Origin of the sequence: Thermomonas fusca, from assembly GCF_005862345.1 — a bacterium.
Lineage (GTDB): Bacteria > Pseudomonadota > Gammaproteobacteria > Xanthomonadales > Xanthomonadaceae > Thermomonas > Thermomonas fusca.
Window position 1 is genome coordinate 44,136 of sequence record NZ_SROY01000004.1, and the last position, 15,583, is coordinate 59,718.

Below are 15,583 nucleotides of genomic sequence, written 5' to 3' on the forward strand. Positions count from 1 at the left end.
CGGCGTACCGACGGCTTTCCCGATTTTTGGGTAACGAATCGGGCGAGATGTTCTCCGCCGACCCGATTACTTCTTGGCTTCTTCAGCCGTGGTCGCAGCCTGCTCGGCGGCGTCGGCGGCAGCCTGGGCTTCGGCCGGGGCAGCAGCGGCGTCAACCGGAGCGGCTTCCGCCGGAGCGGCGGCAGCGTCAGCCGGGGCGGCTTCGGCCGAAGCGTCGGCAGCCTGAGCAGCGGAGTCGGCGGCGGCCTGGGCGTCAGCGGCCGGGGTCTCGGCGCTGGCGGCGGCGTCAGCAGCCGGCTCGGACTTGCTGCACGCGGTCAGGGCCAGGCCCAGAGCCATCGCCAGCAGGATCTTGTTGATCGACATGATGCGGTTTCCTCGTCGTGAATAAAATCTGGAGCAACGCAGACAATGCGTGCTTCACCATGATGACAAGCCGTAGCCGCGTGTCAAGCGGTTGGCTGTATTTTTTTCATCCCGGTCGCCGAAAGGCTCACGCCAGCTCGACGGCCACCGCGGTCGCTTCGCCGCCGCCAATGCACAGCGAGGCCACGCCGCGCTTGCCGCCACGGGCCTGCAGGGCATGGATCAGGGTGACCAGCAGGCGGGCACCGCTGCAGCCGATCGGGTGGCCCAGCGCCAGCGCGCCGCCGTTGACATTGAGCTTGTCGTGCGCGATCCCGAGGTCGCTCATCGGCGCCATCGCCACGCAGGCGAACGCCTCGTTGACCTCGAACAGGTCCACGTCCGCCACGCTCCAGCCGGCCTTGGCCAGCACCGACTGCAGCGCCGCCACCGGGGCGGTGGTGAACCATTCCGGGGCCTGCGAATGGGTGGCATGGGCGACGATCCGCGCCAGCGGCTTGGCCCCGGCGGCGGCCGCGGCCTCGGCCGACATCACCACCAGCGCAGCGGCGCCGTCGGAAATCTTCGACGACGAAGCGGCGGTCAGCACGCCTTCCTTGCCGAACGCGGGGCGCAGCTCGGGGATCTTGTTGAGATCGATCTTGCCGGGCTCCTCGTCCTTGTCGACCACTGCCTCGCCCTTGCGGGTCTTGACCGTGACCGGGACGATTTCGGCGGCGAACGCGCCGGAGGCCTGCGCGGCCTGCGCACGGCGGGCGCTTTCGGCGGAGAACGCGTCGATGGCGGCGCGGTCATACCCGTACTTGGCGCAGGCGGCATCGCCGAAGATGCCCATCGCCTTGCCGTCGTAGGGGTTGGTCAGGCCATCAAAGGCCATGTGGTCAAGGAACTCGGCGCTGCCGTAGCGCACGCCGGTGCGCGAGCCGTTGAGCAGGTGCGGGGCGTTGGTCATCGACTCCATGCCGCCGGCCACAACCGCCTTGGCGGAACCGGCCTTGATGATGTCGTGGGCCAGCATCACCGCCTTCATGCCCGAACCGCAGACCTTGTTGATGGTGGTGGCGCCGGCGGCGTCGGGGATGCCGGCCGCACGCGAAGCCTGGCGCGCCGGGGCCTGGCCAAGGCCGGCCGGCAGCACGCAGCCCATGATGACCTCGTCCACCTGGTCGGCGGCCAGCCCGGACTGCGCCAGCGCGCCGGCAATGGCGGCGCTGCCCAGCGTGGGGGTGGGCGTGCCGGTGAACTGGCCGAGGAAGGAACCGATGGCGGTGCGCTTGGCACCGACGATGACGACGTCGCTCATGGAAAGCTCCGGTTGCGTTGGGCCGGACAGGCCGGCAAACCCCGATTATCACTCGAAACGGCGTCGATGTTGCGCTGCCGCATTCAGCTGGCCGGCGCGCGTCCGGCGTTGCGCGAACGGGCGAGTGGGCTTACAAAGTCGCTATCCAGAAAGCCGTGCCGGATGGCGCGGTGACGCATCGAGTCGGGGGAAAAATGGACAGCAATCTTGCATCGCGGCGGCAGCTCCGGCTGGCCGGAACCTTGTTGCCTGCCGCCATCGCGCTGGCGTTGTCGGCCTGCGGCGGGGGCGGGGGAGGCAGCAGTATTCGGCCCACGCCGCCGCCGATCACGCCGTCCGGCCCCGGCTTCACCCCGAACGTCGCCAACGATGCCTCGCTGGTGGTCAGTCCGCCTGCGGTCGCGACCCTCGCCGGCCCGATTTCCCTCGCCAACAACAGCCTCAACCGCCACCTGCTGCTGACCAACGCGGCGGGCGCGCTGGGCGCCGGGCTGAAGGGACAGGGCATCACCATCGGCCTGCTCGATTCCGGGGTGAATCGCAACCATCCCACCCTGGCCGGGCGGGTGACCCAGAACTTCATCAACATCTGCACCACCACCGCCTGCGGCAACGACCTAAGCGTCGACGACAAGGTCGGCCACGGCACCGTGGTGGCCTCGCTGGCGGCAGGCCGGCCGGCCGTCGGCAATTACCTCAACAGCGACGGCAGCAGCAGCGGGCAGACCGGCACCTGGGGCGGCGGCGTCGCCCAGAACGCCACTATCGTGTCCTCGCGCATCATCAGCGATGCACCGCCGAAGGATGACGGCTCCGGCGCAGGCAACGAGATCCACGCCGGTGAAGGCCTGGGCGAGGAGTTCGTCTACCTGCACAAGCAACTGGCCGACGCCGGCGCGAAGATCATCAACAATTCCTGGGGCGGGCTGTACTGGAGCGATCCGGCGCTGTCGCAGGAGCTGGCCACCGCGTACAGGGACTTCACCGTCAACCGCGGCGGCATCATCGTGTTCGCCAACGGCAACAGTGGCCGCGACGCGCGGTTCCGTTTGCAGCCTTCCGACAACGCGATGCTGCCGACGCTGGCGAACGACGCCATCCTCGAAAAGGGCTGGCTCACCGTTGGCGCGCTGGATCCGCTCAATCCGACCCAGCTGACGGATTACTCGCAGGAATGCGGGCCGGCGATGAACTACTGCCTGGTGGCGCCGGGCAACGTGGTGTTCATCGATCCGGATGCGACCTCGCAGGCCACCAGCGGCCTGTACCAAGGCGGCGGTACGTCCTATGCGGCACCGCAGGTGTCGGGTGCGGCGGCGGTGGTGTGGGCGGCGTTTCCGTACTTCAGCAACGACCAGGTGCGGCAGGCCATCCTCGGCGGTGCCAAGGACCTGGGCGCCGCCGGTGTTGACGCCGTGTTCGGCTGGGGCCTGCTGGACGTGACCAGGGCGGCGATGGGGCCGAGCAACTTCGCCTGGGGTGACTTCAGTGTCGCGTTCTCCGGCCACTCGGTGTGGCGCAACGAGATCGTCGGCAGCGGCGGGCTGGTCAAAGGCGGCAGCGGCACCCTGACCCTGACCGAAGCGGGCCGCTTCACCGGCGCAACCCAGGTCAATGCGGGCGGACTGGATCTGCGCAAGGGGCTGCGGTCGAACCTGTCCATCGCCAGCGGTGCCACGGTCTGGGGCAGCGGCGCGTTCGGCGGCAACGTCGCCAACAGCGGCGTGTTCCTGAGCGGCGCCACCACCCCGGCCAGCATCGCCGGCAATTTCAGCCAGTCGGGCAGCGGCAACCTGGGCGTGTGGCTGGGCAGTGCGCTGAAGGTCACCGGCTCGGCCAGCGTCAACGGCACCATGTCCATCCTCGGGGTGAAGAGCGGTTACACCACCACGTCGAAGGAAACCCTGATCAACGCCACCGGCGGCGTCAGCGGCACCTTCGTCTCGCTGCGCGCGGCCTCCAACGTGTTCCTTGACGCGGCGCTGGCCTACGACCCCAACAACGTCTTCCTCAACATCAACCGCATCGACGTGACCAAGGCGGTGGCGGGCATGGGCCTGACCGGTGCCAGCGTGGCTTCGGCGGCGCGGGTGGAGTCGGCGATGCAGGCGATCGACCTGCAGCTGGGCGGAGGGACGCCTATTGGCATCGGCACGGCGTTCATCGATGCCGCCGGCGCCCTGCAGCAGTCGGCCAGCGTGGCCAATGCGGATGCCTCGCTGCGCAGCCTGTCCGGCGAGCTGCATGCGGCGTCGGCGGCGATGACCTTCGATGCCATCGACGCCGGCCGGCGCGCGCTGGGCCAGCGCGTCGACACGCTTGCGCAGGCGCCCGCGCAGGCCGGCGGCTGGGCCCGCGATCTGGCCGCCAGCGGCGAGCTGGGCCGTGCCGGTTTCGGCCAGCTGGGCATGGATGCGACCGGCAGCATGATCGGCAACGACTGGCGGCTGGGCCGCACGGCGGTGCTGGGCATGGCGATGAACCGGCTGGAGCAGTCCGGCTGGCTGGACGGCAGTGGTGACCGCAGCCGCGGCCACCAGCGCGAGGTGCAGCTGTACGCGGCCGGCTGGCGCGGCGGCTGGCAGGCGCAGGCGCAGCTGGCTTCCGGCACCTTCCAGCGACAGATGCAGCGCGAGTTGCTGCTGGGCGGGCTGCGCGACACCGCGGCCACCCGGCTGTCCGGCGACTACCAGGCGGCGTTCGGCGAGGTCGGCCGGCGTCTGGATGTGGGCGGACTGGCGCTGACGCCGTACCTCGGCGCGCAATTCGTGCGGGTGGCCAACGACGGCTTCGTCGAAAGCGGCGACAGCGGCTTCGGCCTGCGCGCCAACGCTTGGGACAGCCGCCGCTGGCAGGGTTTTGCGGGCGTGCGCGGCGAGCGCGCCTGGCGCGTGGGTGGCGTGGATCTGCGCGCCGACGCGCGCGCCGAGTGGCAGCGCACGCTGTCGTCCAGCGGCCAGCTGTTCGAGGCCAGCTTCACCGGCGTGGAGCAGTGGGCGCCACTGCAGGGAATGGGCTTGGGCGAACGCAGCCAGCTGTTTGCGCTGGGCATGACCGCGGCGTTCGGGGGCAAGGCCACGTTCCGCTTCGACCTGAGCCGCCGCAGCGGGGAGCTCGGTGCCGACGGCATGGCCTCGCTGTGGGGGACGCACCGCTTCTGATGCGGGGCCACCCCGCGCCAGTGGTGGCGTGGGGTGGTGGCGCCTGCAGTGTCAGGCCGTGCGAGGCGCGGTGCAGGAGCGCCCTCAGGACATTCGCGCGTCGATCGCGGCGGCCATCGCGCGGCGCTGGAACACGAAGTCCCACAGGCTGCCGCCCATCTGCCGCCACAACACGGCGGAGCGCAGCGCGGCCAGCAACAGCGCGCGGATCTCGGACACCACGCCCGCCTGGCCGAGGTAGTGGGGATTACCTTGCACCATCACCCGCGGGCGCAGGTTGCTGATGGTGTCGGCGTAGAGCTTTGCCAGTTCGACGATGACATCCGGGTGCGCGCTGCCCTGCGCCTGCGCCTCGCCGGCCAGCTGGCGCAGCCCTCCCTGCACCTTCGAGGTGATGCCGCCGCTGCGCACGAAGCGGCGCTCCAGCTGCAGCACGGCCAGTGCCAGCCGGCCCAGCGCCTCGTCCTTGTTGCCCTTGGACAGGTAATCGCGCAGCAGGCGCAGGCCGCCGCGCAGGTTGCCGGCATCGCCGTAGACGGCTTCGGCGCTGCTGGCATCGATGCGGAACACGCTGTCCAGCGCGGCCTGCACCTGGCCGCTTTCCGATTGGCCGGTGTCGGCGATCCGGCGTACCTGTGCCAGTGCCTGTACCAGGCCGGCAAGGGCAAGCACGCGGTCGTCGATGGTATTGCTCATGCGGGAGTCGTCTCGCTGGAATCTGTGTCGGGGAAGGGCGCGTCGGTGGCGGCGATCACCGCGCCGCCCAGGCAATGGTCGCCATCGTAGAGCACCACCGATTGACCGGGGGTGACCGCGCGCTGCGGGCGGTCGAAGCGCACGGCAAGCGTGCCGTCGTCCAGGACTTCGACCTCGCAGGCCTCGTCCGGCTGCCGGTAGCGGGTCTGCGCGGTGCATGCAAAGCGCGCGGCCGGCGGGCTGCCGGCGATCCAGTGCGCGGTTTCGCTGCGCAATGCATGCGACTGCAGCCACGGGCTGTCATGGCCCTGGTCGACGTACAGGATGTTGCGCTCCACGTCCTTGGCCACCACGAACCACGGCGCCTGCGGGCGGCCGCGTACGCCGCCGATGTGCAGGCCTTCGCGCTGGCCGAGGGTGAAATAGAACACCCCCGGGTGGCTGCCGATGCGGCTGCCGTCCGGCGTGCGCATCTCGCCTTCGCGGGCCGGCAGGTACTGCGCCAGGAAGCTGCGGAAATCGCGCTCGCCGATGAAGCAGATGCCGGTGGAGTCCTTTTTCCCTGCCGTGCGCAGGCCGTGTTCGGCGGCGATCCGGCGGATCTCGCTCTTGTGCAGGCCACCCAGCGGGAAATGCGTGGCCGCCAGCTGGGCCTGGCCCAGCTGGTGCAGGAAGTAGCTCTGGTCCTTGCTGCGATCCACTGCGCGCAGCAGGCGGAAGCTGTGACCGTCGTGATCGACGCGGGCGTAGTGGCCGGTGGCGATGGCATCCGCCCCCAGCTCGCGGGCGGCATCGAGGAAATGCTTGAACTTGATTTCACGGTTGCACAGCACGTCCGGGTTGGGCGTGCGGCCGGCGGCGTATTCGTCGAGGAAATGGCGGAACACGCCGTCCCAGTATTCCTTCGAGAAGTCGCGGAAGCGGATCGGGATGCCGAGTGCGCCGCAGACCGCCACCGCGTCGCGGCGGTCGTCCTCGGCGCGGCATCCGCCGGAACCATCATCGGCCCAGTTCTGCATGAACAGGCCGGTGACCTCATAGCCGGCATCGCGCAGCAGCAGCGCGGCGACCGAGGAGTCGACGCCGCCGGAGATGCCGACGACGATGCGCCGCCCGCCGTCGTTCATGGCAGCTGCCGCACCAGCGACAGCGGATGCCGGCTGCCGCCCAGATAGTCGGCGACCGCGCGCCAGACCAGCGGGCTGCGGTGACGCGCGGTTTCCGCCTGCAGCTGCTGCGGCGTCAGCCACAGCGCCCGCACGATGCCCTCGTCCAGGGTGGCGCCCGGGATTTCCTCCAGCGGCTCGGCAGCGAAGGCGAAGCGCAGGTAGTGGCGCTGGGTTTCCGGCGCCTTCCACTGGTAGGTGCCCACCAGATGGGTGATGCGCACGTGCCAGCCGGTTTCCTCGCGGGTTTCGCGCAGCGCGGCGTCGACCAGGCTTTCGTCGGGCTCCAGGTGGCCGGCGGGCTGGTTCAGCACCAGCCGTCCGCCCGCCCGTTCCTCCACGCACAGCAGCTGGCCGTCGCGCGCCACCAGGGTGGCCACGGTCACATCCGGCTGCCAGAAACGGCCTTCGCGATAGCTCATGTCAGAGTTCATCCTTGGTGCCGGACAGTTCGATTTCCTTGTTGTCGGCGGTTTCCGCGGCGATGTCGATGGCGGCTTCCAGCTGGGTGGCGTCCGCGCTGTCGGGCAGCTTGATCACGTAATAGAGGACGTCGCCGGCGATTTCCCACGCCCCGATCTTCAGCGTGCGGCTTTCGTTGAGCAGCGCCAGCGCCTTGCCGGCGATGGCATCCGCGCCCACCTTGCCGGCGGGGGAGAATACCTCGCGCACCAGCAGGCCCTGGATCGACTCGCTGGCTCCGGAGACGAACACCAGCTGGGTGCGGTTTTCCGCCTTGTACGACACCACCACCTTGTAGTCGCCATCGCCATCGATCTCGTACTTGATGCCACGCGCATCCAGCCGCGATTCGACGGACGCATCGCCGGCATGGGCGGGGAGTATGGCGAGGGGGAGCAGGCAAGCCAGAACGAGCGAGGACAGGCGCATGTAGGTTCTCAGGTGGGTGGGTGGACAGGGTAAGGGTGGCGGGGGAGCGCCTGCGGCTCAGGAGCAGCGCAACGTATAATTTGCCCATGCCGAACCTGCCCGACAAGCCGCAGCGCGATCACGACCACGGCACCGTGGTGGCGCCGGCGCGCCCGGAAGTGGCGCGACCGCCGCAATACACCGTTCTATTGCTCAACGACGACTACACCCCGATGGACTTCGTGGTCGACGTGCTGATGCGGTTTTTCTCGATGGGCTTGGAGCGCGCCACCCAGGTCATGCTGCACGTGCATACCCGCGGCCGCGGCGTGTGCGGGGTGTTCACCCGCGAAATTGCAGAATCCAAGGTGGCGCAGGTCAACGAATACGCCAGGCTGAACCAGCACCCGCTGCTGTGCACGATGGAGCGGGTCTGAACCGGGATCGGCACTTGTCCCGGGGCCGAATGCGCCCTACATAGGAGCTGACGTACCCGAAGGCAGGTTTTCATGTTCAGCAAGGATCTCGAGCAATCCATCGGCCAGTGCTACAAGCGCACCCGCGAGGCGCGCTACGAGTTCATGACGGTCGAACATCTGTTGCTGGCGTTGCTGGACAACCCTTCCGCCGAGGCGGTGCTGCGCGCGGTGGGCGCTGACCTGCCGCGGCTGCGCGACGAGCTGGACAACGCCATCGAGGTGTCGGTCAGCCGCTTCGCCGACGACGACGGCCGCGACACCCAGCCCACCCTCGGCTTCCAGCGCGTGCTGCAGCGCGCGGTCTACCACGTGCAGTCCTCGGGCAAGAAGGAAGTGACCGGCGCCAACGTGCTGGTGGCGATCTTCGGTGAAAAAGACTCGCACGCGGTGTATTTCCTCAATCAACAGGACGTGCACCGGCTGGACGTGGTCAATTACCTGTCGCACGGCATCGCCCGCAATGAGGATGAGCCCAGCCAGTCCGCGCAGGACGGCGAAGGCAAGGGCGAGGCCGGCGAAGGCGAGGGCAAGGGCGATCCGCTCACCGAGTTCGCCAGCAACCTCAACGAAGCCGCGCGCGCCGGCCGCATCGATCCGCTGGTGGGCCGCGCCGAGGAAATCGAGCGCACCATCCAGGTGCTGTGCCGCCGGCGCAAGAACAATCCGCTGTACGTGGGCGAATCCGGCGTCGGCAAGACCGCGCTGGCGGAAGGGCTGGCCAAGCGGATCGTCGATGGCGAGGTGCCGGACGTGCTGGCCGGGGCGGTGATCTATTCGCTGGACCTCGGCGCGCTGGTGGCGGGCACCAAGTACCGCGGCGATTTCGAGAAGCGCCTGAAGGGCGTGCTGGCGGCGCTGAAGAAACAGCCGGAAGCGATCCTGTTCATCGACGAGATCCACACCATCATCGGCGCCGGCGCTTCCAGCGGCGGCACCATGGACGCCTCCAACCTGATCAAGCCGGTGCTGGCCAACGGCGAGCTGCGCTGCATCGGCTCCACCACCTTCCAGGAATACCGCGGCGTGTTCGAGAAGGACCGCGCGCTGGCGCGGCGCTTCCAGAAGATCGACATCGTCGAGCCCACCGTGGGCGAGGCCGTCGAGATCCTCAAGGGCCTGAAGCCGAAGTACGAAGCGCACCACGACGTGGCCTATGCCGACGAGGCGATCCGCGCCGCGGTGGACCTGTCGGTCAAGCACATCGGCGACCGCCTGCTACCGGACAAGGCCATCGACGTGATCGACGAGGCCGGTGCGCGCCAGCGCCTGCTGCCGGCGGACACCCGCAAGCAGCTGATCGACGTGGAGGAAATCGAAACCATCGTCGCCAAGATGGCGCGCATCCCGGCCAAGCAGGTCAGCGCGTCCGACAAGGACGTGCTGCAGCACCTGGAGCGCAACCTGAAGATGGTGATCTTCGGCCAGGACCCGGCCATCGAAACGCTGGCCAGCGCGATCAAGCTGGCGCGCTCGGGCCTGGGCAATCCCGACAAGCCGATCGGCAACTTCCTGTTCGCCGGCCCCACCGGCGTGGGCAAGACCGAGGTCACCCGCCAGCTGGCGATGCAGCTCGGCATCGAGCTGATCCGCTTCGACATGAGCGAATACATGGAGCCGCATTCGGTCAGCCGCCTGATCGGCGCGCCTCCCGGCTACGTGGGCTTCGACCAGGGCGGCCTGCTGACCGAGAAGATCGTCAAGACGCCGCACTGCGTGCTGCTGCTGGACGAAATCGAAAAGGCCCATCCGGACATCTTCAACATCCTGCTGCAGGTCATGGACCGCGGCACCCTGACCGATACCAATGGTCGCGAGGCCAACTTCCGCAATGTGATCGTGGTGATGACCACCAACGCCGGCGCCACCCAGGCGGCGCGGCGCAGTATTGGCTTTACGAAGCAGGACCACAGCCCGGATGCGATGGAGGCGATCCGTCGCGGCTTCACCCCCGAGTTCCGCAACCGGCTGGACGCGGTGGTGCAGTTCCAGGCGCTGGGCTTCGAGCACATCCTGCGGGTGGTGGACAAGTTCCTGATCGAGCTGGAAGCGCTGCTGCACGAGAAGCAGGTGACCCTGACCGCCACCGCGGCCGCGCGCGAATGGCTGGGCCAGCAGGGCTTCGATCCGCTGATGGGCGCGCGCCCGATGGCGCGGCTGATCCAAGACAAGATCAAGCGCCCACTGGCCGACGAACTGCTGTTCGGCAAGCTGGTCGAGGGCGGCCGCGTGGCGCTGGACGCGGTGGACGGCGAGCTGGTGCTGGACGTGCAGGCCGAACCCGAGAAGCTGCTGCCGGCGATGCTGGCGTAAGTCGCGATGGCCGCCGCGCGTCTGCATCTGCTGCCGGTTGCGGCGGCGGCCGCGGAGGCCGGCGCGCAGGGGCTGGACTGGCTGACCGCAGCCGAATGCCGGCGCCTGCAGGCGATCACCTCGGCTTCACGACGCGATACCTTCCTGGCCGGCCACTGGCAGGCGCGCGCGTTGGCGGCGCAGTGGCTGCGGCTGGACGTGGGCCGGGTCGCACTGGACGCACAGGCCGACGGGCGGCCGCTGCTGCGTGTGGACGGTGATGCCGCGCCGCTGCATCTGTCGCTGAGCCATAGCGGCGGCTGGCTGGCGCTGGCGCTGGCCGATGCGCCGGTGGGCGTGGATATCGAGCTGCCGCGGCGCGTGCGCGATTGGAACGCGCTGGCGCGCTTCGTGTTTTCGCCGGAAGAATGCCGGCGCGTCGATGCCGCCGGCGACGCGCTGTGCGCCGAGGTGTTCCACGCGCTGTGGACGCTCAAGGAGGCGCGCGGCAAGCGCAGCGGCGAGGGCCTGCAGCCGCGCGCCGCGCGTGCGGTCACCGCGCAGCCTGCCGATGCGGCCAATGCCGAGGCGCTGGGCTGGGCCTTCGGCGAGGGAGCACTGGCGCTTGCGCTGGCGCCCGGCACCCGGCTTGAACGCGCCGACGGCGTGCCGGGCACGCCGGCGTACTGGCGCTTCTCCAGCGCCGCCGGTGACCCTCGCGAACGGGATTGACCGTTGGTTGCGCCCCCATTATCTTGTGGTTGTCGGTTCCGTCAGGCACAACCTGTCGGATGAAAAGGGAAGCCGGTGCGGCGCGCATTCTTTCGGAATGGCGCGCCAATCCCGGCACTGCCCCGCAGCGGTAAGTGGAGACGAGGTCGCGATATCGCACTGGGACGGTGGTCCTGGGAAGCGGCGGCCAAGGAGGTCGGGACGGGTTCCCGCCGCATCCACGAGTCCGAAGACCTGCCGACAGCCGCGCGAAGCACAGCGCGCGGTGCCGGCCGCGGAATCTCCGGGGGGAGATGGCAGGTAGCGCAGGGCTGACCGCACGGAATTTCCGTGGCGGATCGCAGGCCGTGCGACGCCGCGCTTCCACCCTGCGTTTCCGATGCCGCCGCGCCTGCGAGGGACAGGCCGGGCCGTGCATCACGCATGGAGACGCCAGATGCCACAGACCCAGACCGCCGAACCGCCCGCCGGCGCGCCCGCGTTCGACCTCACCCCGCCGCCCACCGCCACTGCCATGGGCGTGACCAAGCGCAACGGCAGCATCGAGCCGGTCGATCTGAACAAGATCGTGCGCGCCGTGCAGCGCTGCTGCGAGGGGCTGCACGCAGTCGATCCGATGCGCGTCGCCACCCGCACCATCTCCGGCCTGTACAACGGCGCGACCACGCAGGAGCTGGACGAGCTGTCGATCCGCACCGCCGCGCTGCTGATCGGCGAGGAACCCGAATACGGCCGACTGGCCGCGCGCCTGCTCGCCAACACCATCGCCAAGGAAGTTTCCGGGCAGGAAATCCACGCGTTCTCGCAGTCGGTAGGCCGCGGTCATGAAGTGGGCCTGATCAACGACCGCCTGCTCGGCTTCGTGCAGGCCAACGCGCGCAAGCTCAACGACGCCATCGATCCGGCGCTCGACCTGAACTTCGACTACTTCGGCCTGCGCACCCTGTACGACCGCTACCTGCTGCGCCACCCGCACAGCCGCAGGGTGATCGAGACCCCGCAGCAGTTCTTCCTGCGCATCGCCAGTGCCTTGAGCGAGGACGTGCCGGAAGCGCTGGCGCTGTACCAGCGGCTGGGGCACCTGGACTACCTGCCGTCCAGCCCGACCCTGTTCAACGCCGGTACCCGTCACGAGCAGCTGTCGTCCTGCTTCCTGCTGGATTCGCCGCAGGATTCGCTGGAGTCGATCTATGCGCGCTACGGCGAGATCGCTCAGCTGTCGAAGTTCAGCGGCGGCATCGGCGTGAGTTATTCGCGGGTGCGTTCGCGCGGCTCGCTGATCCGTTCCACCAACGGCCATTCCAACGGCATTGTTCCGTGGCTGAAGACGCTGGATTCGTCGGTGGCGGCGGTCAACCAGGGCGGCAAGCGCAAGGGCGCGGCCTGCGTGTACCTGGAGACCTGGCACGCCGACATCGAGGATTTCCTCGAACTGCGCGACAACGCCGGCGACGAGGCGCGCCGTACCCACAACCTCAACCTCGCCAACTGGGTGCCCGACCTGTTCATGCAGCGGGTCGAGGCCGGCGAGGATTGGTCGCTGTTCGATCCACGCGTGGTGCCCGAGTTCGTCGACCTGCACAGCGCAGATTTCGAGCGCGCCTACCTGCAGGCCGAGGCGCAAGGCAAGGCGGCGCGCACGATCCCGGCGCGCAAGCTGTACGCGCGGATGATGCGGACGCTGGCCGAGACCGGCAACGGCTGGATGACCTTCAAGGACAAGTGCAACCGCGCCGGCAACCAGACCCTGCGCCCGCACAACGTCATCCACCTGTCAAACCTGTGCACCGAGATCCTGGAGGTGACCAGCGCCGAGGAAACGGCGGTGTGCAACCTCGGTTCGATCAACCTCGGCAACCATCTGGACGCGCACGGCGATTTCGATTTCGGGAAATTGGCCGAAACCGTGCGGCTGGCGGTGCGCCAGCTCGACCGCGTGATCGACCTCAATTTCTATCCGATCGAATCGGCACGCCGCGGCAACCTGCGCTGGCGGCCGGTGGGGCTGGGCTGCATGGGCCTGCAGGATGTGTTCTTCCGTCTGCGCCTGCCGTTCGATTCCGATGCCGCGCGCGCGCTGTCGAAGCGGATTGCGGAGGAGATCTATTTCCACGCGCTGGACACCTCCTGCGAGCTGGCCATCGAACGCGGCGCGCATGCCTCGTTTGCCGATACCCGCGCCTCCGTCGGCGAGCTGCAGTTCGATGCCTGGGGCGTGGCGCCGGAACATGCGCAGCGCTGGGACGCATTGCGCGAACGCATCCGACAGCATGGCCTGCGCAACTCGCTGCTGATCGCGATCGCCCCCACCGCCACCATCGCTTCGATCGCCGGCTGCTACGAATGCGTGGAGCCGCAGGTGTCCAACCTGTTCAAGCGCGAAACCCTGTCCGGCGACTTCCTGCAGGTCAACCGCTACCTGGTCGCCGAGCTCAAGCAGCTGGGGCTGTGGACGGCGGAAATGCGCGATGCGATCAAGCTGGCTGAAGGTTCGATCCAGAACATCGCGCAGATCCCGGAAGCCCTGCGCCACGTTTACCGCACGGTATGGGAGCTGCCGATGCGCAGCCTGATCGACATGGCCGCCGAGCGCGGCGCGTTCATCGACCAGTCGGCCTCGCTCAACCTGTTCATGGAAAGCCCGAACATCGGCGCGCTGTCGTCGATGTACATGCATGCGTGGAAGCAGGGCATCAAGACCTGCTACTACCTGCGCTCGCGACCGGCCACCAGGATCGCCAAGACCACCGTGTCCGACTACAGCCCGGCGCAGGCGGTGGCCTGCTCGCTGGAAAACCCGGAAGCCTGCGAGGCCTGCCAATGAACGCCCCACAACCCCGCCAGACGCTGCTCGATCCCGGCTTCGAGCTGACCCTGCGCCCGATGCGTTATCCGGGTTTCTACGAGATGTATCGCAACGCCATCCGCAACAGCTGGACGGTGGACGAGATCAACTTCCAGATCGACATCGCCGACCTGCACGCAAAGATGTCGCCGGCCGACCGCCACCTGATCCATCGGCTGGTGGCGTTCTTCGCCACCGGCGATTCCATCGTCTCCAACAACCTGGTGCTGAACCTGTACCAGCACCTCAATGCGCCGGAAGCGCGCATGTACCTGTCGCGCCAGCTGTACGAGGAGGCGCTGCACGTGCAGTTCTACCTGACGTTGCTGGACAACTACCTGCCCGATCCGGAAGAGCGCTTCAAGGCGTTCGCGGCGGTGGAGAACATCCCGGCCATCAGGAAGAAGGCCGAGTTTTGCTTCAAGTGGATCGATTCACTGCAAGACCTGCGGCGCATCGAAACTCGCGCGCAGCGCCGCCAGTTCCTGCTCAACCAGATCTGCTTCGCCGCCTGCATCGAGGGCCTGTTCTTCTTCGCTGCCTTCGCCTACGTCTACTACTTCCGCTCGCGCGGGCTGCTGCCCGGGCTGTCGTCCGGCACCAACTGGGTGTTCCGCGACGAAAGCTGCCACATGGACTTCGCCTTCGAATGCGTTCGCACCATCCGCGCCGAGGAGCCGGCCTTGTTCGACGGGGAGATGGAAGCGCAGGTGCGCGACATGCTGGCCGAGGCGATCGAATGCGAGGTGCAGTTCGCCGAGGACGTGCTGTCCGGCGGCGTGGCCGGCATTTCCACCCGCGACATGCGCCAGTACCTGCAGCACTGCGCCGACAACCATTTCGCCAAGCTCGGCATGGCCAGGCAGTACCACGTGCGCAATCCGCTGCCGTTCATGGAGCTGCAGGACGTGCAGGAGCTGGCCAACTTCTTCGAGCGCCGGGTGTCCGCCTACCAGGTCGGGGTGCAGGGCGAGGTGGAGTTCGACCATGCCTTCTGAGCCGGTGCGTCCGCTCGAGGCGAAGCTGCAGGAGATCGTCTTCCCCGACCATGCCAACCACCTGGGCACGCTGTTCGGCGGGCAGGCGCTAGCGTGGATGGACAAGGCCGCGTTCATCGCCGCCTCGCGCTACGCGCGCAGGACGGTGGTGACGGCGCGTTCGGAGCAGGTGGATTTCCGCCTGCCGATCCGCCAGGGCCAGCTGGTGGAAGTGCTGGCGCGGATCGTCGAGGTCGGCCGCAGTTCGATGCAGGTGGAGGTGGAACTGATCGCCGAAGACCTGCTGGGCGGCGAACGCGAGCTGTGCACGCGCGGGCGCTTCACCATGATCGCGCTGGATGGGCGTGGGCGGCCGACCGGGATCCCGGCACTGTCCGAGCACCCGCCGTAGCAGCGCGCCGCGAGCGCCAGATCGCGCGGGAAGCAGCGCGCCGCCGCGGCGGGCCTATGGGTGGGCGTCGGGATGGCGGGCCAGCCACGCCGCCAGCGTCTGCCGGTAATGCGCCAGTGCTTCGGCGTAGGTGTCGTTGACGCAGGGATCGCAACCGCTGTCGCAGCAGTCGCTGGGCAGCGGCGCTTCCGGCGGCTGCGGGCGCGGATCGGGATCGAGGCGGGGCAGGGGAATCGGCATGGCCGCAATTATCCATGCCCGTGCATGAGGCGGAAATGAGCCGGCGG

General features: G+C 68.5%; 14 protein-coding genes and 1 riboswitch. Of the genes, 7 read left to right on the plus strand and 7 right to left on the minus strand.

The annotated features are described in order from the left end of the window. Positions 1 to 66 precede the first annotated feature (66 nt). Both E5S66_RS09770 and E5S66_RS09775 read right to left on the minus strand, forming a co-directional pair. The gene (locus E5S66_RS09770; protein WP_138349041.1) at positions 67 to 366 is read right to left on the minus strand and encodes a hypothetical protein; all 300 of its coding nucleotides are present in this window, start codon (positions 364 to 366) and stop codon (positions 67 to 69) included. Between the two features lie 127 nt (positions 367 to 493). Further along, complete coding sequence (locus E5S66_RS09775) at positions 494 to 1,669, minus strand: thiolase family protein (RefSeq protein WP_138349042.1); 1,176 nt, start codon at positions 1,667 to 1,669, stop codon at positions 494 to 496. 245 nt (positions 1,670 to 1,914) lie between these two features. Between E5S66_RS09775 and E5S66_RS09780 the strand changes: the two genes are divergently transcribed. Further along, the gene (locus E5S66_RS09780) at positions 1,915 to 4,830 is read left to right on the plus strand and encodes an autotransporter serine protease (RefSeq protein ID WP_171033525.1); all 2,916 of its coding nucleotides are present in this window, start codon (positions 1,915 to 1,917) and stop codon (positions 4,828 to 4,830) included. A gap of 84 nt (positions 4,831 to 4,914) precedes the next feature. Here E5S66_RS09780 and hflD read toward each other — a convergent pair whose 3' ends face one another. From hflD to E5S66_RS09800, 4 genes are read right to left on the minus strand one after another with little or no spacing between them, the layout of a single operon-like run. Then, entirely contained in the window at positions 4,915 to 5,526 is a 612-nt protein-coding gene (hflD, locus tag E5S66_RS09785) for a high frequency lysogenization protein HflD (protein ID WP_138349044.1), read from the minus strand. Next, positions 5,523 to 6,653 (minus strand): tRNA 2-thiouridine(34) synthase MnmA, encoded by a 1,131-nt coding sequence (mnmA, locus tag E5S66_RS09790; protein WP_138349045.1) that lies wholly within the window; start codon positions 6,651 to 6,653, stop codon positions 5,523 to 5,525. Before mnmA ends, hflD begins: the two co-directional genes overlap by 4 nt. Continuing rightward, entirely contained in the window at positions 6,650 to 7,114 is a 465-nt protein-coding gene (locus E5S66_RS09795) for an NUDIX hydrolase (RefSeq protein WP_138349046.1), read from the minus strand. Before E5S66_RS09795 ends, mnmA begins: the two co-directional genes overlap by 4 nt. 1 nt (position 7,115) lies before the next feature. After that, the gene (locus E5S66_RS09800) at positions 7,116 to 7,583 is read right to left on the minus strand and encodes a YbjN domain-containing protein (RefSeq protein WP_138349047.1); all 468 of its coding nucleotides are present in this window, start codon (positions 7,581 to 7,583) and stop codon (positions 7,116 to 7,118) included. Positions 7,584 to 7,669: 86 nt separating this feature from the next. Between E5S66_RS09800 and clpS the strand changes: the two genes are divergently transcribed. The 6 genes from clpS to E5S66_RS09830 all read left to right on the plus strand — a co-directional run bounded on the left by clpS (position 7,670) and on the right by E5S66_RS09830 (position 15,296). Further along, the gene (gene clpS / locus E5S66_RS09805; RefSeq protein ID WP_138349048.1) at positions 7,670 to 7,999 is read left to right on the plus strand and encodes an ATP-dependent Clp protease adapter ClpS; all 330 of its coding nucleotides are present in this window, start codon (positions 7,670 to 7,672) and stop codon (positions 7,997 to 7,999) included. A 72-nt stretch (positions 8,000 to 8,071) separates the two neighbouring features. Beyond that, positions 8,072 to 10,351, plus strand: a complete 2,280-nt coding sequence (clpA, locus tag E5S66_RS09810; protein WP_138349049.1) for an ATP-dependent Clp protease ATP-binding subunit ClpA — start codon at positions 8,072 to 8,074, stop codon at positions 10,349 to 10,351. 6 nt (positions 10,352 to 10,357) lie between these two features. Next, on the plus strand, positions 10,358 to 11,062 hold the full coding sequence (locus E5S66_RS09815; protein WP_138349050.1) for a 4'-phosphopantetheinyl transferase family protein: 705 nt from the start codon (positions 10,358 to 10,360) through the stop codon (positions 11,060 to 11,062). A gap of 16 nt (positions 11,063 to 11,078) precedes the next feature. Further along, a riboswitch (cobalamin riboswitch) is annotated at positions 11,079 to 11,318 on the plus strand. Positions 11,319 to 11,498: 180 nt separating this feature from the next. Next, on the plus strand, positions 11,499 to 13,886 hold the full coding sequence (locus E5S66_RS09820) for a ribonucleoside-diphosphate reductase subunit alpha (protein WP_138349051.1): 2,388 nt from the start codon (positions 11,499 to 11,501) through the stop codon (positions 13,884 to 13,886). After that, positions 13,883 to 14,905, plus strand: coding sequence for a ribonucleotide-diphosphate reductase subunit beta (locus E5S66_RS09825; protein ID WP_138349052.1), 1,023 nt, complete (start codon positions 13,883 to 13,885; stop codon positions 14,903 to 14,905). Before E5S66_RS09820 ends, E5S66_RS09825 begins: the two co-directional genes overlap by 4 nt. Continuing rightward, positions 14,895 to 15,296, plus strand: coding sequence for an acyl-CoA thioesterase (locus tag E5S66_RS09830; RefSeq protein ID WP_138349053.1), 402 nt, complete (start codon positions 14,895 to 14,897; stop codon positions 15,294 to 15,296). The genes E5S66_RS09825 and E5S66_RS09830 overlap by 11 nt, the downstream gene beginning before the upstream one ends. A 54-nt stretch (positions 15,297 to 15,350) precedes the next feature. Here the strand turns inward: E5S66_RS09830 and E5S66_RS09835 are convergent, their stop codons facing one another. Further along, positions 15,351 to 15,536, minus strand: a complete 186-nt coding sequence (locus E5S66_RS09835) for an oxidoreductase-like domain-containing protein (protein WP_138349054.1) — start codon at positions 15,534 to 15,536, stop codon at positions 15,351 to 15,353. Positions 15,537 to 15,583 lie beyond the last annotated feature (47 nt).